At 53.7% G+C, this 22,331-nt stretch carries 19 protein-coding genes and 2 pseudogenes; 10 read left to right on the top strand and 11 right to left on the bottom strand.

Annotated features, from left to right (window positions below; translation table 11 throughout):
- Window positions 1–7: 7 nt before the first annotated feature.
- Window positions 8–199, bottom strand: coding sequence for a YnbE family lipoprotein (locus tag M8013_RS08955; RefSeq protein ID WP_271267450.1), 192 nt, complete (start codon window positions 197–199; stop codon window positions 8–10).
- Window positions 196–2,835, bottom strand: a complete 2,640-nt coding sequence (locus M8013_RS08960) for a YdbH family protein (RefSeq protein WP_271267451.1) — start codon at window positions 2,833–2,835, stop codon at window positions 196–198. Before M8013_RS08960 ends, M8013_RS08955 begins: the two co-directional genes overlap by 4 nt.
- 209 nt (window positions 2,836–3,044) lie before the next feature.
- Between M8013_RS08960 and M8013_RS08965 the strand changes: the two genes are divergently transcribed.
- Together M8013_RS08965 and hslJ are read left to right on the top strand one after the other, a co-directional pair.
- Window positions 3,045–4,034 (top strand): 2-hydroxyacid dehydrogenase, encoded by a 990-nt coding sequence (locus M8013_RS08965; protein ID WP_271267452.1) that lies wholly within the window; start codon window positions 3,045–3,047, stop codon window positions 4,032–4,034.
- A 132-nt stretch (window positions 4,035–4,166) separates the two neighbouring features.
- Window positions 4,167–4,583 carry a heat shock protein HslJ gene (hslJ, locus tag M8013_RS08970; protein ID WP_271267453.1) on the top strand — a complete coding sequence of 139 codons (417 nt, stop codon included), beginning with the start codon at window positions 4,167–4,169 and terminating at the stop codon, window positions 4,581–4,583.
- On the opposite strand, the gene M8013_RS08975 is transcribed toward hslJ, so the two are convergent.
- A complete protein-coding gene (locus tag M8013_RS08975; protein WP_271267454.1) occupies window positions 4,584–4,850 on the bottom strand; it encodes a putative hemolysin in 267 nt (88 codons plus the stop codon).
- A 266-nt stretch (window positions 4,851–5,116) separates the two neighbouring features.
- Between M8013_RS08975 and nifJ the strand changes: the two genes are divergently transcribed.
- The 4 genes from nifJ (at window position 5,117) to M8013_RS08995 (ending at window position 10,718) form a co-directional block, all read left to right on the top strand.
- Entirely contained in the window at window positions 5,117–8,641 is a 3,525-nt protein-coding gene (gene nifJ / locus M8013_RS08980; protein ID WP_271267455.1) for a pyruvate:ferredoxin (flavodoxin) oxidoreductase, read from the top strand.
- Window positions 8,642–9,047: 406 nt separating this feature from the next.
- Window positions 9,048–10,157, top strand: coding sequence for a porin OmpC (ompC, locus tag M8013_RS08985; protein ID WP_271267456.1), 1,110 nt, complete (start codon window positions 9,048–9,050; stop codon window positions 10,155–10,157).
- A gap of 200 nt (window positions 10,158–10,357) precedes the next feature.
- Window positions 10,358–10,570 (top strand): KTSC domain-containing protein, encoded by a 213-nt coding sequence (locus tag M8013_RS08990; protein WP_271267457.1) that lies wholly within the window; start codon window positions 10,358–10,360, stop codon window positions 10,568–10,570.
- A gap of 22 nt (window positions 10,571–10,592) precedes the next feature.
- Entirely contained in the window at window positions 10,593–10,718 is a 126-nt protein-coding gene (locus M8013_RS08995; RefSeq protein WP_271267458.1) for a hypothetical protein, read from the top strand.
- Here the strand turns inward: M8013_RS08995 and M8013_RS09000 are convergent.
- From M8013_RS09000 to M8013_RS09010, 3 genes are all read right to left on the bottom strand, one after another.
- On the bottom strand, window positions 10,675–11,019 hold the full coding sequence (locus M8013_RS09000) for a hypothetical protein (RefSeq protein WP_271267634.1): 345 nt from the start codon (window positions 11,017–11,019) through the stop codon (window positions 10,675–10,677). The two genes, M8013_RS08995 and M8013_RS09000, sit on opposite strands and share 44 nt — an antisense overlap.
- Before the next feature lie 45 nt (window positions 11,020–11,064).
- The gene (locus tag M8013_RS09005) at window positions 11,065–11,571 is read right to left on the bottom strand and encodes a hypothetical protein (protein ID WP_271267459.1); all 507 of its coding nucleotides are present in this window, start codon (window positions 11,569–11,571) and stop codon (window positions 11,065–11,067) included.
- 172 nt (window positions 11,572–11,743) lie between these two features.
- Entirely contained in the window at window positions 11,744–12,133 is a 390-nt protein-coding gene (locus M8013_RS09010) for a hypothetical protein (RefSeq protein WP_271267460.1), read from the bottom strand.
- 594 nt (window positions 12,134–12,727) lie between these two features.
- On the opposite strand from M8013_RS09010, the gene M8013_RS09015 reads away from it, so the two are divergent.
- Window positions 12,728–13,378 (top strand): hypothetical protein, encoded by a 651-nt coding sequence (locus M8013_RS09015; protein WP_271267461.1) that lies wholly within the window; start codon window positions 12,728–12,730, stop codon window positions 13,376–13,378.
- A gap of 117 nt (window positions 13,379–13,495) precedes the next feature.
- Here the strand turns inward: M8013_RS09015 and M8013_RS09020 are convergent.
- Window positions 13,496–13,693: pseudogene (locus tag M8013_RS09020) on the bottom strand (hypothetical protein); the annotation flags it as partial.
- Between M8013_RS09020 and M8013_RS09025 the strand changes: the two are divergent.
- A pseudogene (locus M8013_RS09025) lies at window positions 13,694–14,533 on the top strand (tyrosine-type recombinase/integrase); the annotation flags it as partial.
- A 49-nt stretch (window positions 14,534–14,582) separates the two neighbouring features.
- A complete protein-coding gene (gene ttcA, locus M8013_RS09030) occupies window positions 14,583–15,518 on the top strand; it encodes a tRNA 2-thiocytidine(32) synthetase TtcA (RefSeq protein WP_271267463.1) in 936 nt (311 codons plus the stop codon).
- Between the two features lie 45 nt (window positions 15,519–15,563).
- On the opposite strand, the gene dbpA is transcribed toward ttcA, so the two are convergent.
- From dbpA to M8013_RS09050, 4 genes are all read right to left on the bottom strand, one after another.
- Window positions 15,564–16,937, bottom strand: a complete 1,374-nt coding sequence (gene dbpA / locus M8013_RS09035; protein WP_271267464.1) for an ATP-dependent RNA helicase DbpA — start codon at window positions 16,935–16,937, stop codon at window positions 15,564–15,566.
- 28 nt (window positions 16,938–16,965) lie between these two features.
- Window positions 16,966–17,142 (bottom strand): proline-rich small protein YnaL, encoded by a 177-nt coding sequence (ynaL, locus tag M8013_RS09040; RefSeq protein WP_271267465.1) that lies wholly within the window; start codon window positions 17,140–17,142, stop codon window positions 16,966–16,968.
- Between the two features lie 275 nt (window positions 17,143–17,417).
- Entirely contained in the window at window positions 17,418–18,401 is a 984-nt protein-coding gene (gene zntB / locus M8013_RS09045; RefSeq protein WP_271267466.1) for a zinc transporter ZntB, read from the bottom strand.
- Window positions 18,402–18,554: 153 nt separating this feature from the next.
- Window positions 18,555–19,685, bottom strand: coding sequence for a methyl-accepting chemotaxis protein (locus M8013_RS09050; RefSeq protein WP_271267467.1), 1,131 nt, complete (start codon window positions 19,683–19,685; stop codon window positions 18,555–18,557).
- Between the two features lie 444 nt (window positions 19,686–20,129).
- Here M8013_RS09050 and M8013_RS09055 point away from each other — a divergent pair, with 444 nt between their 5' ends.
- Window positions 20,130–22,256, top strand: a complete 2,127-nt coding sequence (locus M8013_RS09055; RefSeq protein WP_271267468.1) for a putative bifunctional diguanylate cyclase/phosphodiesterase — start codon at window positions 20,130–20,132, stop codon at window positions 22,254–22,256.
- Window positions 22,257–22,331 lie beyond the last annotated feature (75 nt).

The following is a 22,331-nucleotide window of genomic DNA, read 5'->3' on the forward strand; positions in this document are numbered from 1 at the left end:
CATGACCTCAGAACAGATCGCTGCGCGACTTCAGCAGCGATTCCACGTCTTTATCCACTTTGATGTGGATCTCGTGTTCGATTTTGACATTCATATTGATGGTGATCGGCTCTTTCGACGCCGCCACTTCGATCCTCGGCGTACAGCCTGTCAGCAGCAGTATCATGCTCACGGTGAACCCACCGGCCAGCTTTTTCATGGTTGTTCCTTACATTCCTTGCCTGTCGGGCAGCGGTAATCCGGTAATGCTGCGTGTTGCTCCAGCCAGGTCTGCAGATTGTCGCCAAAACGCAGGCTGCGCCAGAGGGTAAACAGGTTCTCCTGATGGGTGTAGTTGAGATTGACGGCCTGGGTCTGGCCCTCAACGCGGCTGGCGCCACGCAGGGTCGATGCCAGGGTTAATTCACCCAGGTTATCCAGATTAAGTTTCGTCCACGACTGGGATATTTCCATATAGCGAAGCCAGTTAATCGCCCCCGCCGCCGTCTCGTTGTCTTTGACCATCGCATCGGCAGTGTCTTTGTCGATGCGCAGAGTCATCGGGCCGGCGTTAGTCAGCCAGCCATCTTTGATGATCCACTTCTCGTTGTCCAGCCAGAACGGCAGCGCTCCGCTGAACGGCCCGGACATGGCGAACTGTTTCGGATTGATGGCGCCGATCAGCTCGCTGGACGAGATATTCTGCACCCGCAGCAGGGCCGCATCGTGCTGAGGCAACCGCAGCTGCTGCATGGTCACCTTACCACCCAGCAGATCGACGCTGACATCGGTCAGCAGCAGCGGTCTGGCGTCACTCCAGGGGTAATCGCCCTGCAAATCGGCGGTGATGCTGCGCGCCGTGACCTGATTAACCACTTCCCCAATGCGCAGCGTCACCGGGCCCCTGGTACCCAGCGTCCAGGTTCCCTCGCTGAACCGAAACGGCAGGACGAAATCGACGCCGTTGATTTTGTTATCTGGCATCCAGACGCTGCCGCCGGTCAGTACGCCGTGACCGCCAGCCTCAAAGCCCTGATCGGGCGCGGCAGAAAACGCCACCTGGGCATACAGTTCGCCCTCGCGGAGGGTCATTTTCCAGTCCGGGGGGATCAGCGGCTGAAAGACGTTCAGGGATTGCTTCGGCCACCACGCCTGCCCGCGCAGGCGCTCTCCGTCCCAGCGGCCATTAACCTGCACCGGGCCGATAGCCTCGGCGTGCAGCGTGCCTTTGTACTGGAAGAGCGTGGGATTTGTGCCGTCGACGCTGAATTTAAGCGTTGAGGCCGGTAACACGCTGCCGCCGCTGAAGGTGGTTTGTTTGGCATCGAACGACAGCGCGCCGCTAAAGTGCGGCTGGTCGGGATCGCGCTGCCAGCGGATCGGGCTGTCCAGCACCAGACGCGGCTCGCTGGCCAGCATGGTGCCGTACTGCAGTTTGTCGAACCCGGTCGAGAGTTCGCTGAGTTCAATCACGCTGTCACGCCACTCCCCCCGACCCGCCACGTCCCAGCGGGCATTCATTGGCGTAAAGTGGCCGTCGCCCCAGTAGCGCCACTGCCACAAGCCGTTATCCGGCAAGAAATCATTGGCCCGGCCGTCGAGGTGCAGCGTGAAGTCACCCATTTCCTTCTCGTGAGCGCGCAGGATCGCCTGCAGTCGGCCATCAATCCCTTTTTGGGTGAGCGCGACCCCGGCCAGCGGCCAGCGCACTTCGTCGATATTCAGGGAATCAATGATTCGCCCGCGGGAACGCAGCAGCGCTCCTGACGCAAACGTCAGTCGGGGATCGGTCAGGCTGCCGGTCAGCGTTGCCGGCAGCCCGGCATACAGCGTCAGGTCATTCTGTTTGGCCTCGCCGGTTAACTGCAGCGGCATAGCGCTGTTATCCATACTCAGCTTGCCGGGGCCGAAGGTCAGCACCGCGTTGCCTTTCCCGGCATCGCCCTGCGTCAATACGTTCATTCGCCCGCTGATCAGGGCGTTTTCCGTCCCCTGCTGCCAGTTGTCGATTTTTAGCCCCAGCCGTCCACTCAGCGGGATGCCCGCCCGATCCCAGCGCCAGCGCCCGTCACTGATCGTCAACTGCTCGGGGGTGATCTGCCAGGGGAGATCGAGCAGCGGTTCGCCGCTCTCCCGGGCGACAAGCACCAGCTGTCCCTGGTTCTCTTTCCACGCCAGATCGGCATCCAGCAGCGAGGGAATTTGCGGCACCGAGAAGGTCGCCAGCGCATGCCCCTGCACCGGCAAACCGTCCGGCACCAGCGGGAGGGTAAATTCCCCCACCAGCGTGATGGGCTGTTTATAATCAGGCAGATTGAGGATGACATCGCTGATGGTTAACGACTGGCCGCGCAGTTTGCCGCGCAGGCTGAACTGCTCCCCGTCGTAGTGAATATCCTGCATCGTCGGGGTCAACGACGCGGTCAGTTTGCCCTGCCACTGCTGCCAGGGTGACAGCGTCAGGCGATCGATGGTCAGCCAGGTGTTGGGCAACATCGATTGCCATTCGGCGAGGGTTTTAGGCGCGGCAGGCGTGGGCTCGCTGGCGGGGATTTTACTCAGGCAATTGCTGTTAAGATCCAACGCAGCGATGTTGATTTTCCAGCGGCTCGGGTGGCTGAGGGTGGCATCTTCAACGCGGGCAATTTCGCAGTCATCCACCAGATAGCGCAGATCGGAAATCACCAGCGCGTTGCGGGTCAGACGCGGGCTTTTCTCAAAAGCAATTCTGGTGCCTGCGGGCAGCCAGACGCCGGCCAGGGTGGGTACCCACTGCGCAAGCGTAAGCAGCAGCGTCAGCGGCAATAAAATGATTAACAACAGAAGCGCGATCGCGGCTTTATATTTACCCTTCATGGGCAGTTAATATCCTGATTTAGCGAAAAAATTAGCCGGTATTGCCGAATAGTGTGGCATGTTTAGCCGGTCAGTTGAAGCGAACGCCAATTTTAAGGATAGTTGCTATAGAATGAGTTACCGAACTTATTGAATTCAATAATATTTTAAAAATTGTAAGATTATTTTAATCATGCTAACGTAGTTGAAAAATCACTGGAGAAAGTCTTATGAAACTCGCGGTATATAGCACAAAGCAGTACGACAAAAAGTATCTGCAACATGTTAACCAGGAGTATGGGTTCGAACTTGAATTTTTCGACTTTCTGCTTAACGAAAAAACCGCCAAAACTGCGCACGGCTGCGAAGCAGTGTGTATTTTCGTTAATGACGACGGCAGTCGTCCAGTGCTCGAAGAGCTGAAAAAGCACGGCGTTAAGTATATTGCCCTGCGCTGCGCGGGCTTTAACAACGTGGATCTGGATGCGGCGAAAGAGCTGGGTCTGAAAGTGGTCCGCGTCCCGGCCTACTCGCCGGAAGCGGTAGCCGAACATGCGATCGGCATGATGATGTCCTTAAACCGACGCATTCACCGTGCTTATCAACGCACCCGTGATGCCAACTTCTCACTGGAAGGCCTGACCGGTTTTACCATGTATGGCAAAACCGCCGGGGTGATCGGCACCGGTAAAATTGGCGTGGCGACGCTGCGAATTCTGAAAGGCTTCGGTATGCGCCTGTTGGCCTCCGATCCGTACCCAAGTGCGGCAGCGCTGGAGCTGGGCGTGGAGTATGTGGATCTGCCGACCCTGTTCGCGCAGTCCGACGTGATCTCCCTGCACTGCCCGCTAATGGCGGACAACTACCATCTGCTGAACGACGCCGCCTTTGCGCAGATGAAGGACGGGGTGATGATTATCAACACCAGCCGCGGTGGACTGATTGATTCTCAGGCTGCGATTGAAGCCCTGAAAACGCAAAAAATCGGTGCGCTGGGAATGGACGTGTACGAGAACGAACGCGATCTGTTCTTTGAAGACAAGTCTAACGATGTGATCCAGGATGACGTGTTCCGTCGCCTGTCCGCCTGTCATAACGTGCTGTTTACCGGCCACCAGGCATTTTTGACCGCCGAGGCGTTGATCAGCATTTCAGAAACCACGCTGGGTAATCTGCGCCAGCTGGAAAACGGCGAAGCCAGCCCGAACGAACTGGCCTGATTTTATCGCGGGCTCTCTTCTGCGGAAGAGAGCCTTTGCCGCCCTGTTTTCAGATTTTCCTGCATGACATTTCCCCTCCCCGCCATAAACTATGCTGTAGAAATCTATGAAGTGAATACATTGAGAAGAAACATGAAGACGCTCGTCGCAGTAACGATCCTGAGCATGGCGCTGGCTGGCTGTGTCAATCCGGGGAAAGCCTCTGTACAAGAAGAACAACTTCAAAAGCATCGTTTTGTTCTGGAGAATATAAACGGTAAAGCCGTCACGTCAGGGACGACGCCTGCGCCCGAGATTGCCTTCGGGGAAGACATGGCGGTCTCAGGCGTAATGTGTAATCGCTTTAGCGGACAGGCTAAGCTGTCTGATGGCGAACTGAAGGTGAAAGCGCTCGCCATGACGCGCAAACTCTGCGCCGAGCCGCAGCTGAATGAACTCGATCATGCCATTGGCACCATGCTACGTAACGGTACGCAGGTCGATTTGACCGAGGATCAGCTTACGCTGGCCACCGCCGATACCACGATGGTGTTTAAACGCGCAGAGTGATCAGTAATTTCCGCAAGATCCAACGGCAAGCGACTGTTCACTGCAACGTTTGCCGTTTGGCAGCGCACACATGCCGATGGCCGAGCCATCCAGTTGACGCGCAACGGACATTGCGCCGCCAATCATGGCGCAGTTAGCCTGCCCGGAATTGGACATCGCCGCTCTCATTCCCGGCGCGACGTGCGCGGCGGTGGCCTGCTGAACGGGTTCATTGCTACAGGCCGACAGTAACAACGCGGCACACCCAACCCAAAATCCTGCGCGCATATTTTTCCCCAAAGTGAATTGCAAAACCTATGCATAATAGGCATCCCGCCCCTTTCCGTCGAGAGCGACGCTGCGTTTTTCTGCGCTGTCAAAACAAATAGCGCCTGATTTCAGGCAAAAGTTTGATCAAACCCGTGATGGCGGGAATGCACAGGACACAAAAGCGAAAATCGAAAAAGCCGGCCTTTGCTAAAATGAAAGCATAACTACAGGATCCGTCGTTGTGTCACGGGTCCCTTTTTCTTTGCGCAATGTAAGGGTGTCATATGCAAACTATTGACGGGAATGGCGCAGTCGCGTCCGTCGCGTTCCGCGCCAGTGAAGTCATCGCCATCTACCCCATTACTCCGAGTTCTGCCATGGCGGAACAGGCTGACGCCTGGGCGGGCAATGGGCTGAAAAACGTCTGGGGCGATGTCCCACGCGTCGTCGAGATGCAGTCCGAGGCCGGGGCGATTGCCACCGTCCACGGGGCGCTGCAAACCGGGGCGCTGTCGACATCGTTTACCTCTTCCCAGGGGCTGCTGCTGATGATCCCGACGCTGTATAAGCTGGCGGGTCAGCTCACGCCTTTTGTGTTGCACGTTGCGGCTCGTACCATTGCCACCCACGCCCTGTCGATTTTTGGCGATCACTCCGACGTCATGGCCATACGCCAGACCGGCTGCGCGATGCTCTGCGCCAGCAGCGTGCAGGAGGCGCAGGATTTTGCGCTGATCTCGCATATCGCCACCCTGAATAGCCGCGTGCCGTTCATCCATTTCTTCGACGGTTTTCGCACCTCCCACGAAATTAACAAAATCGTGCCGGTCTCAGACAGCACGATTATGAAGCTGCTTCCGCAGGCCCAGATTGACGCCCACCGCGCCCGCGCGCTGAACCCGGAACACCCGGTGATCCGCGGCACCTCGGCCAACCCGGATACCTATTTCCAGTCCCGCGAGGCCACTAACCCGTGGTACAACGCGGTGTATGACCACGTCGAGCAGGCCATGGCCGACTTTGCCAGCGAAACCGGGCGTGACTATAAGCCGTTCGAGTTTTATGGCCACCCGCAGGCCGAGCGCGTGATTGTGATCATGGGCTCCGCCATCGGCACCTGCGAAGAAGTGGTCGACGAGCTGCTGAGCCAGGGTGAAAAGGTCGGCGTACTGAAAGTGCGTCTGTACCGCCCGTTCTCTGCCCGCCATCTGCTGTCGGTGTTGCCGGAAAGCGCGCGCAGCGTCGCGGTGCTGGATCGCACCAAAGAGCCCGGCGCACATGCCGAGCCGCTGTATCTGGACGTGATGACCGCCCTGGCAGAAGCCTTTAACAGCGGTGAGCGCGAGACGCTGCCGCGGGTGATTGGCGGGCGCTACGGCCTGTCGTCGAAAGAGTTCGGCCCGGACTGCGTGCTGGCGATCTTCAACGAGCTGAGCGCGGCGAAGCCGAAGCCGCGCTTTACCGTCGGTATTTATGATGATGTGACCAATCTCTCCCTGTCGTTACCGGAAAATACCCTGCCGTCGAGCGCGAAGCTCGAAGCGCTGTTCTACGGTCTGGGCAGCGACGGCAGCGTGTCGGCCACCAAAAACAACATCAAGATTATCGGTAACTCCACGCCGTGGTATGCGCAGGGGTATTTCGTCTATGACTCGAAAAAAGCCGGCGGCCTGACCGTGTCTCACCTGCGCGTCAGTGAACAGCCGATCCGCTCGGCGTACCTGATTTCGCAGGCCGATTTCGTGGGCTGTCACCAGCTGCAGTTTATCGACAAATACCAGATGGCCGAGCGCCTGAAACCGGGCGGCATTTTCCTGCTGAACACCCCGTACAGCGCCGACGAAGTGTGGGCCCGACTGCCGCAGGAAGTGCAGGCGGTACTGAATCAGAAAAAAGCGAAGCTGTTTGTGGTTAACGCGGCAAAAATCGCCCGCGAATGCGGCCTGGCGGCGCGTATTAACACCGTTATGCAGATGGCGTTTTTCCATCTGACGAAGATCCTGCCGGGCGACAGCGCCCTGATAGAGCTGCAGGGCGCGATCGCCAAGAGCTACAGCAGCAAAGGCCAGGAGCTGGTGGAACGTAACTGGCAGGCGCTGGCGCTGGCGCGCGAATCGCTGGCCGAAGTCCCGCTGCAGCCGGTGAATGCCCACAGCCCGAACCGTCCGCCGGTGGTCTCCGACGCGGCGCCTGATTTTGTCAAAACCGTGACTGCCGCCATGCTGGCCGGACTGGGCGACGCCCTGCCCGTCTCCGCGCTGCCGCCGGACGGCACCTGGCCGATGGGCACCACCCGCTGGGAAAAACGCAACATCGCCGAAGCGATCCCGATCTGGAAAGAGGAGCTGTGCACCCAGTGTAACCACTGCGTGGCCGCCTGCCCGCATTCGGCCATTCGCGCCAAAGTGGTTTCCCCGGAGGCAATGGACAGCGCCCCGGCCAGCCTGCACTCGCTGGATGTGAAATCCCGCGATATGCGCGGACAGAAATATGTCCTGCAGGTCGCGCCGGAAGATTGCACCGGCTGTAACCTGTGCGTGGAAGTGTGCCCGGCGAAAGATCGCCAGAACCCGGAAATCAAGGCCATCAATATGATGTCGCGCCTTGAACATGTGGAAGAAGAGAAAGTGAATTACGACTTCTTCCTCGACCTGCCGGAAATCGATCGCAACGCCCTTGAGCGCATCGACATCCGTACCTCGCAGCTGATCACCCCACTGTTTGAATACTCTGGTGCCTGTTCCGGCTGCGGTGAAACGCCATACATCAAGCTGCTGACCCAGCTGTACGGCGACCGGATGTTGATCGCCAACGCTACCGGCTGTTCGTCAATTTATGGCGGTAACCTGCCGTCGACGCCGTATACCACCGACGCCAACGGTCGCGGTCCGGCGTGGGCGAACTCCCTGTTCGAGGATAACGCCGAATTCGGTCTGGGCTTCCGCCTGACGGTCGATCAGCACCGCGTGCGCGTCATGCGCCTGCTGGAACAGTTTGCCGATACGATCCCAGCCGCGTTAAACGAGGCCCTGCACAGCGAGGCTACGCCGGACGTGCGTCGCCAGCAGGTGGCAGAGCTGCGGCAGGTGCTGGCGGGCGTAGAGGGGGCACAGCAGCTATTAACCGATGCCGATGCGCTGGTCGAGAAGTCGATCTGGCTGATTGGCGGTGACGGCTGGGCCTATGACATCGGCTTTGGCGGTCTGGATCATGTCCTCAGCCTGACCGAGAACGTGAACATTCTGGTGCTGGATACCCAGTGCTATTCCAATACCGGCGGCCAGGCATCGAAGGCCACGCCGCTCGGCGCGGTCACCAAGTTTGGTGAGCACGGTAAACGCAAATCGCGCAAAGACCTCGGCGTCAGCATGATGATGTACGGTCACGTGTATGTGGCGCAGATTTCGCTGGGGGCGCAGCTGAACCAGACGGTGAAAGCTATCCAGGAGGCGGAATCCTATCCGGGTCCGTCGCTGATTATCGCTTACAGCCCTTGCGAAGAGCACGGTTACGATCTGGCGCTCAGTCACGATCAGATGCGTCAGTTGACGGCAACCGGCTTCTGGCCGCTGTATCGCTTTGACCCGCGTCGTGCTGATGAAGGCAAACTGCCGCTGGCGCTGGACTCCCGGCCGCCGTCCGATGCGCTGGCTGAAACGCTGATGCAGGAGCAACGCTTCCGTCGTCTTAACGCCCAGCAGCCAGAGGTGGCGGAACAGTTGTGGAAGGACGCCGCAGCCGATCTGCAAAAGCGCTATGACTTCCTCGCGCAAATGGCTGGTAAAGCCGAAAAAACAGCCAGCGAATAACCGCCTCCGCCCGGCATAGCATTGCCGGGCATGACTCTCTGTATAAAAAAAGCCCAACGCAATAACGTTGGGCTGTTCCTAAAACAAATAAATAACAGCTTAATTTCTTAAAATGTATTTATTCTATAAATGGATAAGACTTCTTCAGGCATATAACAGGCCAGAGTTTACTGCGTTAGTCCATCTAAGAGTAATTTTTATTTTATATAAAACATCTTGATTCATTCATCCAAATTATGACCATTTCACCCGCATTAATTCCTTTAGAATTTACTTAATTGGTAACAATTATATTTTATAAGGAGTGGTAGGGAGTGATTTAGCATGTGACATCTTTCCAGCGCAGAAAGTTCAATGGAAAGTTTTAAAGTAATTAACTATAAAAACAGCATAAGGAATAGTCACAATGCAAAGAAAAGTACTGGCTCTGTTGATCCCTACCCTGCTGATGGCGGGCGCCGCACACGCAGCTGAAATTTATAATAAAGACGGCAACAAATTAGACCTGTACGGTAAAGTCGATGGTCTGCACTATTTCTCTGACGATAGCAGCGCTGATGGCGATCAGACTTATGTGCGTCTGGGCTTTAAGGGTGAAACCCAGATTAACGATATGCTGACTGGCTACGGTCAGTGGGAATATAACGTCCAGGCCAACAACACCGAAGGTTCCGGGAATCAGTCATGGACGCGTCTGGCGTTTGCCGGTCTGAAATTCGACCAGTACGGTTCATTCGATTACGGCCGTAATTACGGCGTGCTGTATGACGTTGAAGGCTGGACCGATATGCTGCCTGAGTTCGGCGGCGACACCTACTCCAAAGCGGATAACTTCATGACCGGCCGTGCGAACGGCGTGGCAACCTACCGTAACGCAGACTTCTACGGTCTGGTCGACGGCCTGAACTTTGCGCTGCAGTACCAGGGCAATAACGAAAGCGAAGGTAACGGTAACGAAGGCACCAACAACGGCCGTGGCACACGCAATCAGAACGGTGACGGTTTCGGTATCTCCTCGACCTATGATTTCGGCATGGGCTTTAGCGCAGGTGCGGCTTATACCTCTTCTGACCGTACCAACCAGCAGGTTACTCGCACCACTGCAGGCGGCGATAAAGCCGACGCCTGGACTACCGGTCTGAAATACGACGCCAATGATATCTACCTGGCGGCCATGTATTCTGAAACCCGTAACATGACCCCGTACGGAAATAACGAAAGTGCGGTGGCGAATAAGACGCAGAACGTCGAAGTAACGGCACAATACCAGTTTGATTCTGGTCTGCGTCCGGTGGTTTCTTACCTGCAGTCGAAAGGTAAAGACCTTGGCAACGGCCAGGGCGATCAGGATCTGGTTAAATATGCTGAAGTGGGCATGGCTTACTACTTCAATAAAAATATGTCCACCTACGTTGATTATAAAATTAACCTGCTGGACGAAGACGAACAGTTCTACAAAGATAATGGCATCAGCACCGATGACATTGTCGCCCTCGGTCTGGTTTACCAGTTCTGATGATATTGGCCCGCGTTTCGACGCGGGCTTACTCTTAATATTCTTAAAACAGTTTTCTGATCATTTAATTCAGTTGCTGAATTTTTGTTCATATCCTTTCGATCTGACCTGCCATCTTTTTCACACTTTTTGTTGCGCCAGCCTGGCCATTTGATAGAAGATAAATCTCATGTCTGCATTGCTGTAAAGGACCCGCTATTGTGAACCACCACGCCGTTAAATCTTCCCGTATCGCCTCTATTGCTTACGATAAATGTAGCGAGACGCTAGAAGTTCGCTTTCGCGATCGCAGCGCCTGGCAATATCAGAGTGTCCCGGTACGGATTTTTAACGATTTTTTGAACGTGGTCTCGAAAGGTCGCTTCTATGACGGCGTGGTGAAAGGTAAATTTAAAGAAACCAAAATTGCCTGATTCGCGCCTTAGGATTTCTACCATGTTTAATCACGTTGCGCTTGCCGCGTTGACCTTACTCACCTGCCTGTGGTTCGCACTTATTTTTGATGTCGCCAATATTGTCAGCCATCTTGGTGACGTGCTGCTGATTCTGGACGACGACTAATCGGCCGCTCTGCCCGGCGAACGATCAGATAAACCACGATGCAGGCCACCACCGGCACCAGAAAGTCCAGCAGGCTGCCCATATTCCATACCCGGTAATCAAAACCCCCGTACCACGGCATATTGGCGCGCTTACCCTGGCCAAACAGGGCAATCCAACGATACTCCGCCTGCGTTTGTTCCCGGGCGATAAACCAGATACAGCCCATTGCGCCCCCCACAATCCATCTTCCGCGGGTGAAGCCTAAAACACACTGCAGTACAACGGCCGCAAGGGCATGCCCCAGCGGCGATAAATCGATCATGTCCTGTCCTTCTTAACCAAAGCAAAACAGTATCAGCAAAACTTAGTGCTTATCCAACTGTTCAGCGCTCTTTTTAAGGTAAGCCTCCTGAAACATTTTTTCCGAGTAGGTCAGCGTCATTTCAGTCGAGAGATGCGGGGCATCGAGTTCAATCACATCATTATCATTTTCGTATCTGGCGTATTTATCCCCCACCACAGAGACGTTATGTTTTTGCACACTGTATTTTTGCGCCAGCATCTGGTGCATTTGATCAAATTTGCTTTTGTCGATATCAATGACCACCGCCGTCACTTTTCCCGCTTTATTGAAGATAACCGCGTTATTTTTGATCCCTTCCAGCACCAGTTCGTTCGTCGGGATCGAGTAGATATCCCCCTCGCTCCACTTGCTGCGCCCTTCGTGCTGAGCGGACGGCCAGGTTTTTGTGAACTGGTTCAAGGTAGTTTGCCCCAGCGTCAACCCTAGTGCCGTGGTGCTCGCATGCGCTGATGAAAACCCGGCGAGCAAAACAAAAACGCCTAACATCAAATGCCATCGCTTATTCATCGTTATCGCCTCAATGTGTCAATGCTGTGTTTTCTCGGCACATTTCGTACCTGCCCCTGTTCAAGCGTACAGGCGACGTCGGCATTTACACATGAGCCTTTATGGTGATTGCGTGAGGCGGGCACCGTACTAGTGAGTGAGTCGCGCAGGCTATAGATGGAAAACGGCCGCCTTAGCGACCGTCTGGTTTGTATCTGTTGAGGGCTTCAAACCAATCGTACTTATTTTGGGTGCCAATCTCCTTTTCACCCTCGTCCAACTTTTGCAGCAACCGGCGTTTGTTGGCGACATCCTGGTTAAAGAACCAGGGCGCCAGCCTTTTGGATAACGATTCATACCGCGTCAACGCAATACCTTCCCCCACATCCGGTTCGTATTGATCAAATTCGTTCTTAATATCCTGAAAATCCTGGTTCATACCACCGCCCTTACTCAGGTGAGAGAAAAATAAGTATGATTTAGCCGCTTCACATTTGCCATCGCCATCTAACCCGCGCATCTGCTGTAAAACGTGCTGACATTCACCGCCGTAATCCGTACCATACACGCCATACTTTTTCATGTTGACCTGCAGTCCCCCGGCCTGAACGGTGGGCGGCATGCACGGCGTTTGCCACGAACGAATTGAGCCATTATTAATGTCGCAAAATCAAGAAGCTACCAAGAAAGACCAGTACAACCTGAACAAGTCTCGCTAACCCCTTCAAAGCGTTGAAAATGGCGGTGTTTCCTTTATTTTCAAATGGTTAACCTCCAGCATTATCTACCTCAACCCCCAATAAGCTACATTTTGCATGCCCCATTTCGTGCCCCAAACAGATTCCAGCCGTTGGTTTGCCCCAATATTTGCCCCACGCTTTGCCACATACGAGAACTTTGCGCAGCTCCTTCCAGAAACAAACCGCCACCCTTTACCCGGCACACCTCCCTGTGCAAAATCACTACCGATCCGTTGTAAGACTTTTGGTGCGCACCGCTTCTTACTCCACATTTTATCTAGTGACTTAAGGAATATAGACAGACTAACATAACGAATTTATCAAAATGAAAGTTGTCACATACTTTCATCAATATGAAACACTTGACTTAACAATCGATTAATGGCTACTTTACCAAATGTGAAATATCTAAAAAAACAAAGGATGACATAGGTTTTATGGAATTTGAGATCAATACCAAATCGCTGGCTATAATCATTCCTGTGGCAATTTCTATCATTGGAGGCTCTTTTTATTTAGGCTTTACTATAAATTCAGCTCGTGTTGAGCATTTTAAAGACACCATTGAAGAATATAAAAAATCGAACCAACTTGATGCCCCAGGATTATTATCATCACTAAGACAGTCAGCGACTGCATTGACTTTATCTGCTACAGAGAGACGTGCACTCGATGAAGCAAAGGTTAGAGTTGACCAATATGCTAGTCGCATAGGTGTTTGTGAAGCGAAACTTAGCAGTACTGAAAATTCTTTAACAAACACAAAAGAAAATTTGGCTAAGGGTGAAGCCCAGTGCTCTGCATCAATCGTTAAGTTAAAGGAACAGATTGAGTCTTATGTGAAAGAATCAGCTGAAATAAAGACTAGAAGAGGTGGTTCGGTTGAATTGATTCCTAACAAGGCCAGGTTAGGATTAAGTGCGGTCTTTACCAATTCCGCAACGATTAATATAAACTCCGAGTCAATGAACATAAACATCGGTGAAGGAAAGGATATATTAATTGACAATATAAAATGTAAACTATGGCTTACGGAACTAGATGTGAGAAATGACCAGGCAACATTTAAATTTAACTGTTCGCTTTAAAATAAGTTATTAAATGCTGAAATTTCCATGTTAAATAAATATGTCCGCCATTCTCTCATTGCGGACCTTAAATTTTACAAAGAATGAGCATCGACTCCTGGTGCTGCGCACCGCTTCTCACACTACCCTCCTATCATCATAAATCTGCGTGATGAAGTACGTCACACGCCCCAATACTTCGACCTCTTCCAGCGCCACGCCCTCGATCGCTTCGCCGTCGTCGCAAATCAGTGACTGCCCCATGAGCTTTGCGAACTGCGTGCGGCCGCTGCTGAGGATTAGCAGCGCATCACCCTGCTTCGGGTGCGTAGCCGGTACCGTACAGAGTTGCTCGAGGGGCAGACGATGTATGAGTTGCATCGACGGTCGAACAAGATTGGGCGCAGCGTCAGGACCGTGGACAATTATATTTCGCTGCTCTGCTCAATTCTGCGATTCGCACATCGCTCTGGGTTTGCCACCGAAAAGGCTTTCACGGGAATAAAGAAGCTACAGAAAAGCAATCCCAAACCTGATCCGCTGTCTCGGGCTGAATTTGATCTGCTCATGGCGGCTAACCACGGGCAGAAGCGTAATCTGTGGCAGTTCGCCATCTACTCGGGTTTGAGACATGGGGAGCTGGCGGCGCTTGCCTGGGAAGATATCGATTTGGCTGGCGGTACCGTGAGCGTAAAGCGGAACCTGAATACACTGGGCATGTTTGGGCCACCTAAAACAGAAGCGGGCTTCAGAACCGTCACGTTACTTCAGCCCGCAATTGATGCTCTGCAGGCCCAGAGTGAATTAACAGCCCGATTCCCAAAAACGGAGATCACCTATCACCACCGTGAATATGGGCTGACTGAAAAGCAGAATGTGCATTTTGTTTTCATGCCCCGGGTAAGAAACGGCGCCCAGAAAGCTCACTACTCACTGGGCAGTATTGCAGCGCGTTGGGACTCTGCTGTAAAACGTGCTGGCATTCGCCGCCGCAATCCGTACCATACACGGCACACTTTCGCGTGCTGGTTATTATCGGCAGGCGCTAACCCGTCTTTTATTGCTAATCAGATGGGGCACGAAAATGCGCAGATGGTGTATGAAATCTATGCTACATGGATAGAAGAATTGAACAATGAACAGGTGGCTATGCTGAACGCGAAGCTGGCGCTTTAAAAGCGTTTTGCCCCACTGGTGCCCCATTTGATATTTGAGTAAAGAATAAATGCAACAAAATCAAGACATTACCAAGAAAGACCAGTACAACCTGAACAAATTACAGAAGCGTCTGCGCCGCAACGTTGGCGAAGCCATTGCGGACTACAACATGATTGAAGAAGGCGACCGGATCATGGTCTGCCTGTCTGGCGGCAAAGACAGCTATACCCTGCTCGAGATCCTGCGCAACCTGCAGCAAAGTGCGCCGATCAATTTTTCACTGGTGGCGGTCAACCTGGACCAAAAACAGCCTGGCTTCCCGGAACATATTCTGCCGGAATACCTGGAAAAGCTGGGCGTTGAGTACAAGATTGTCGAAGAGAACACTTACGGCATCGTCAAAGACAAGATCCCGGAAGGCAAAACCACCTGCTCGCTGTGCTCGCGTCTGCGTCGTGGCATTCTGTATCGCACGGCCACAGAGCTGGGTGCGACCAAGATTGCCCTCGGCCACCACCGGGACGACATCTTACAGACACTGTTCCTGAACATGTTCTACGGCGGCAAAATGAAAGGCATGCCGCCTAAGCTGATGAGCGACGACGGGAAGCATATCGTTATTCGCCCGCTCGCTTACTGCCGCGAAAAAGACATTGAGCGTTTTGCCGAAGCAAAAGGCTACCCGATCATCCCTTGCAACCTGTGCGGTTCGCAGCCAAACCTGCAGCGTCAGGTCATTGGCGATATGCTGCGCGACTGGGATAAACGCTACCCGGGCCGTATCGAAACCATGTTCAGCGCCATGCAGAACGTGGTGCCGTCGCACCTGAGCGATATTAACCTGTTTGATTTCAAAGGGATTAAGCACGGTTCTGACGTGGTAGACGGCGGCGATCTGGCGTTTGACCGCGAAGATATCCCGATGCAGCCAGCGGGCTGGCAGCCAGAAGAAGACGACAGTCAGCTGGATGAGATGCGTTTGAACGTGGTTGAAGTGAAGTAACTATCAGGCGTCTCAGAGGTGACTCTGAGACGCTTTCCCGCCCGCTTATTTCAGCAGACGGACTTTGCAGCTTTTGCCTTTAATCTTGCCGTCCTGCAGCTGTTTCCACGCTTTTTTCGCCACCGACTGACGCACCGCCACATACACATGCGCCGGGTGCACGGCAATTTTGCCGATATCCGCACCGTCCAGCCCAATATCACCGGTTAGCGCACCCAGCACGTCGCCAGGACGCATTTTGGCTTTTTTGCCACCGTCGATACACAGCGTGACCATCTCTGCAGCCAGCGGCACAATACCGACATTGGCAGGGGCTTCTACCCAGTTCAGTTTGATTTGCAGCATTTCAGCCAGAATGTTGGCGCGCTGCGCCTCTTCCGGTGCGCAGAAGCTGATTGCCAGACCGCTGTTACCCGCACGCGCGGTACGACCGATGCGGTGCACGTGCACCTCTGGATCCCAGGCCAGCTCGTAGTTAACCACCAGCTCCAGCGATTTGATATCCAGGCCACGGGCCGCGACATCGGTGGCGACCAACACGCGGGCGCTGCCGTTGGCAAAACGCACCAGGGTCTGGTCGCGATCGCGCTGCTCAAGATCGCCATGCAGAGACAACACGCTCTGGCCTGCTTCGGTCAGGGCATCGCATACTGCCTGACAATCTTTTTTGGTGTTACAAAACACCACGCAGGAGGCAGGCTGGTGCAGGCTGAGTAATTTTTGCAGCAGCGGGATTTTCCCGCGCTGGGTGGTATCGAAAAATTGCTGCTCAATCGCGGGCAGAGCATCAACGGAGTCAATTTCGATCGCCAGCGGATTTTGCTGTACGCGCCCGCTGATGGCGGCAATCGCCTCTGGCCAGGTGGCAGAGAACAGCAAGGTTTGACGCGTTGGCGGCGCAAAACGGGTCACTTCATCAATGGCGTCGCTAAAGCCCATATCCAGCATGCGGTCCGCTTCATCCAGCACCAGCGTTTGCAGCGCCTCGAGCGACACTGTGCCTTTCTGCAGGTGATCGAGCAAACGGCCTGGCGTGGCGACAATAATATGTGGCGCGTGCTGAAGGGAATCACGCTGTGCGCCAAATGGTTGTCCGCCGCAGAGGGTTAAAATTTTGGTGTTTGGCAGGAATCGCGCCAGACGGCGTAACTCACCCGCCACCTGCTCGGCCAGCTCACGCGTCGGGCACATCACCAGCGACTGCGTCTGATACAGGGTGGCATCAATTTGTTGTAACAGCCCAAGACCAAATGCCGCCGTTTTGCCACTGCCGGTTTTTGCCTGCACACGGACGTCACGTCCTTCAAGGATCGCGGGCAGCGCGGCGGCTTGTACAGGGGTCATCGTCAGGTAACCCAACTCGTTAAGGTTATCGAGTTGGGCGGCAGGCAGTACGTTCAGCGTTGAAAAAGCAGTCACAATTATTCTCGCGGTAAAAGGCTCACAGTCAGCAGGCGCGTATCCTCGCAGATCTCCGCCTCTGATGCGACATTTTAATCGGGACTTCGTCCGGCGGCGGATCGGGCATCGGCTGTGGGCGTGGGATCGGATCGGGAACAGGCACCGGATCGGTGGGGACCGGGTCGGATTGCCGTGTTTGCAGCAGTGACAATAGCAAGGTCATATTACCCTCCAGAAGAACGGAATGTCTCTTTTAGGGTAGTCGTTGCTGAGTGACAGGCAAAAAAAAGCCGACTTATTTAAGCCGGCGTCGTACGAATCAATTTTGCTATGCAGTAATTCAAAAAAGGAAGTAAGACAATATGGAGCGCAACGCCCATCGCTTGACGTTGCATTCACCTGCGGGAGTGATAGTGCACCTTGTGGGTAAACGGTTTATTGACTTCGCTCAATTAAAATAGCGTTTTAAGATATTCAGAAAGCGCTAAAAGCGTAAATTTACAACCATTTACTGCGATGCAACCACCATGCAACACCGCCAATCAAAACCACTAACATGATGCAAAATAGCGAGAAACCAAAACGGAACCCGCCACCGGGGATCCCCCCAAGATTGACGCCGAACAGCCCGGTTAAGAAAGTGCTGGGTAAAAAGACCATCGCCATCAACGACATGGTGTAGGTGCGTCGGGAGAGCGATTCCTGCATCACCTGGGCGATTTCATCGGTGAGGACCGCCGTGCGGGCAATACTGGCATCAATCTCGTCGAGGCCGCGTCCCAGTCGGTCGGCGATATCCTGCATTCTGCGACGCTGATCGTCACTCATCCAGCTGAGTCGCTCGCTGGCCAACCGCGCATAGACGTCGCGCTGGGGGGCCATATAGCGACGCATCACAATTAACTGTTTACGCAGCAGCGCCAGAACGCCGCGCGCGGGGGTTACCTGGTCGATCAGGTTATCTTCCAGATCGATAATTTTGTCGTGCAGCTCTTCGATGAATTCGCTGGCGTGATCGGTCAACGCATCGCAGACATCCACCAGCCAGCCACCGCAATCCTGCGGGCCGGAGCCCTCTCGTAAATCGCCGACCACATCGTCCAGTGCCAGGACTTTACGCTGACGGGTTGAAACAATCAGCCTTTCATCCATATACAGGCGCATCGCCACCAGCTGATCTGGCCTTTCATCGGTACTGCCATTTATGCAGCGCAGCGTAATTAAGGTGCCCTCTCCCATCCGGGTGACTCGCGGGCGTAAACTTTCTCCGGCCAGCGCATCGCGCACGTTGTTGGGCAACAGCGGCGTGGTGGCCAGCCAGTGCGCGCTTTCCGGGTGGGTGTAGTTGAGATGCAGCCAGCAGGGGTGCTGCTGGTCGATAATGTCGTCGTCCGTGAGCGGTCTGGCTCCGCCTTTGCCGTCGAATAACCACGCAAAAACCGCGTCAGGAACGTTAACTTCAGATCCTTTAATGCCTTCCACAGCGCCTCCGCTAATAGCAAATCATTGTTGTCAGTCTAGCCACCCTGAGACGTTAATCAACAATTTACCCCGGCATCGCGCTGAATTCGTTAATAAAAGAGAGTAATCCTGAAACTGCAGAGATAAAAAAGCCTGGCGAACCAGGCTGTTTTCTTAGAAGACGTGCTCCGCACGCGTTTGATAGCTAAAAGCGTGGGCGGTGGCTTCCGGTTCAAGATGGAAGTTACGGGTGCGGGTCTGCAGTTCAACCACCTGGCTTTTCAGCACCGCTGACGAGCCGGAAAGCTCTTCCACCATCACCACGTTGCTTTGAGTGATCTGCTCAAGGTCATTCAGCGCCACGGTGATTTGCGCAATGCCCTTCTCCTGCTCGTGGGTTGAGGTGGAGATTTCGTCCATCAGCTTGCTGACCTGCCCGGAACCGGTGACGATCTCATGCATATTTTTCTCGGCTTCGGCTACCACCATCGCCCCCTGGCTGACGTTGCTGTTGGTGACGTCGATCAGAGATTTGATGTTTTTAGCCGCTTCCGCACTGCGATGCGCCAGGCTGCGTACTTCGCCCGCCACAACCGAGAAGCCTTTGCCGTGATCGCCTGCGCGCGCCGCTTCGACGGCGGCATTCAGCGCCAGGATATTGGTCTGGAACGCGATGCCGTCGATCAGGGAGATGATCTCGGTCATCTGCTGGGCGCATTCGGTAATCGAGTGCATATTGTTGGCCACCAGCCCCATCAACTCGCCGCCTTTTCTGGCCTGCTGGGTTGCCAGACTTGCCCGCTCGTTAGCGAGCCGGGTGTTATCAGCGGTATTTTTAGTGGTCGCTGCCATCTGCTCCATGCTGGCAGAGGTCTGGATCAGGGAGGCTGATTGCAGTTCGGTCTTGGCCGACAGCGCCATGCTGCGGGCAGCCAGTTGTTCAGACAGGGTCATCGCCGTCTCGGAAGACGAACGGATTTCGCGTACCAGCGTAGCAAGATTGCCCGACAGCGTATTGATGCCTGGAATTAATCTGCCCGCGCAGTTGTTACCGAATTCAGGAATAGTGACGCCCAGATTGCCGGAGACCACCTCTTCAATACTTTTTTTAACGGTATTGATCGGCTGCACCAGATATTGGGTCATGTAAAACTGCAGGAAGAGATAAGCGACGATAAAAATAACATTAAGTACAATCAACAAAGATGTTTGCTGTGTGAAAAAAAACACCACCCCATCGATTAATAAAAACACAACCACCAGATAACTCAGAATAAAAGTCCTTACGCTAATGTTTCTAAGCATAATAGATCCTGCAACACTCTTTTTTAGTAGATATAAAACTTATAGCACCCGCTTTTTATTTTTTCACCTTCATTTCGTAGAGACAATTTCTTTGCGGTTAAGCACGCGTAATTTACCTTAAGTAGCGACATAAATCCGTGATAACGAAAACCAGCACCATGAGGCACTGTTAAACGCAATTTACGCGATCCAAGCGGATAAACATCGATTCAGCTACACATTAATAAATCTTAACTTAAGCCGTGGACAGTATCTTGCCTCTAAATATTTAGCGTGACTACACAATAGAATATTAAATATATTCTTGGCGTTTCGCCTGAAAAGCTATTAATGTTTTCTCAGACTTAATCCGATAACGCCTCAAATAAAGAATAGTGTGTTTTATAGCGTGGTCCCTTGCGGGCGACCTTTCTGTCTCTCTGAATGTTAAGCGTGAGAATGCTGATGATGTACATTTCGTGGGACCCTATTCTGATAGGGATCTCGTATCTCGTGGCTTTTATAGCCTCATTTGTCGCGCTGGATAGCGCTGGCAAAATACTGCTCGTCGGGCAAAGTACCTCCCTGTTCTGGCGGTTAGCCGGGGGCATTACCCTGGGAATGGGGATCTGGTCGATGCATTTTATCGGCATGCTGGCGATGCGTATGCCGATGATGATGAGTTACGACCTTGGGTTGACCCTTATTTCATTCGCCGTCTCGCTGGTTGCCACCACGCTCGCCATTAATATCGCCGTATCAGGCAGTTCGCTGTCGGCTTCTCGCTTGCTGTTGGCTACCGCGATCCTCAGTACCGGGGTGGTGTCGATGCACTACGTCGGCATGTCCGCCCTGATGAGCCACAGCGACATCCACTGGAATCTCTCCATTGTTCTACTTTCTATCCTGATTTCGATTGTCGCCTCGGGTGTCGGTTTATGGCTGGCCTTTCATCTGCGACACAATCATAAAGGGGCGGTGATGAACCGTATTGTCGCCGCGCTGGTGATGGGGGCAGCGGTCTGCGCCATGCACTATACCGGCATGGCGGCGGCACACTTTCATTCGGGTCAGCACCTGATGGTCGGTGGCGTCAGCGAAGCGGGACTTTCCGTTTGGGTCTCAGCCACCACTCTGGTGTTGCTCGGCATTATGCTGGTGATTTCCCTCGTCGATTCCCATAACCGCACCAACCGTCTGACCGAGAATTTGCGTCAGCTGAACAACCAGCTGGAACTTCAGGCGCGCTATGACGCCCTGACCGGCCTTGCCAATCGCCATCAAATGGATTCTCTCCTCCAGGAGGGATTGCGTCAGGCAAACGACGCGGGGAGCAAGTATGCGCTAATCTTCCTCGATCTGGATCGCTTCAAGGCGGTGAACGACACCTGGGGACACTTTGTCGGCGATGAACTGCTGATTAACGTCGTCGAGCGGATTAACGCCCGCTTAATGCCTGAGATGACCCTCGCCCGGATGGGTGGAGACGAGTTTGTGGTGCTGGGGCCCAACAGCAGCACTGCGCAGGTCACTGAATTATGTACGGCTCTGGTCAGCGACATGGGTAAGCCCTTTTACCTCTGCGGGCACACGCTGAATATCTCGCTGAGCGCGGGAATTAGCTTCTATCCAGACCACGGGCAGACGCTGCACGAGCTTAAGCTGAAAGCCGACACGGCGATGTATAACGTCAAAAATGACGGCCGTAACGGCTGGGCTATCTACCACGTGGGGATGTCACAGGTGCTCTCCGCCACGCCGGGGCTGCTGCAGGATCTTTCTCTGGCGCTCGCTCGCGCGCAGTTCGAAGTCTGGTATCAGCCAAAATATTGCGCCCAGCGCAACGATATCGTGGGTTTTGAGGCCCTGCTACGCTGGCGTCACCCGGAACAGGGCATCTTGCTGCCGGCGACCTTTTTACCGGCACTGGAAAAAACCGGCCTGATTATGCCGGTGGGTAACTGGATGATTGACGAGGCCTGCCGCCAGCTACAGATCTGGGATCAGGCCGGACATCCGTGGACGCTGGCGATTAATTTATCGCCCGTCCAGTTTGAACAGCCCGATATATTCTTCGTGGTGACAGAATCCTTGCGAAAATATGCGCTCCAGCCCGCGCGCCTGATCGTTGAGGTGACAGAGAGCTCCGCGCTTAAAAATCTCGACCGCAGTGTTCAGTTGCTTAATGAATTCAGCAAAGTGGGGATCACCGTTTCTATTGATGATTTCGGCACTAGATATTCAAACATGCTGATGTTAAATACACTGCCGGCGAAAGAGTTAAAAATTGATAAAAGTTTTATTAAGAATATGGGTCACAGTGAATCCAGCACCAATGTGGTGGCCACCATCATTAACGTGGCCCGCAGTATGAACATGAACGTTGTCGCGGAAGGCATTGAAACGCAAGACCAGCTGGCGTTATTAACCACTCTGGGGTGCAGTTACTTACAGGGCTTTTTATTTTCGCACCCCGTGCCCGCCGACAGAATTCAGGTATTAACCGAGCAACAACCCGCAGAAAATAAAACTATTCCAGTTGGTATAATTAATACGAATTACCCGGCAATCTCACAAAAAAATCCTGCCTGAATGCATGAAGTAGAGTATGTTTCAGAGAAACCCACGCGTGCCTGCTCCGTCGTGGACCTCTGGCACATGAATGTG

The sequence above is a fragment of the Silvania confinis genome (genome assembly GCF_025564085.1).
In the GTDB taxonomy this organism is placed as follows: domain Bacteria; phylum Pseudomonadota; class Gammaproteobacteria; order Enterobacterales; family Enterobacteriaceae; genus Enterobacter; species Enterobacter confinis.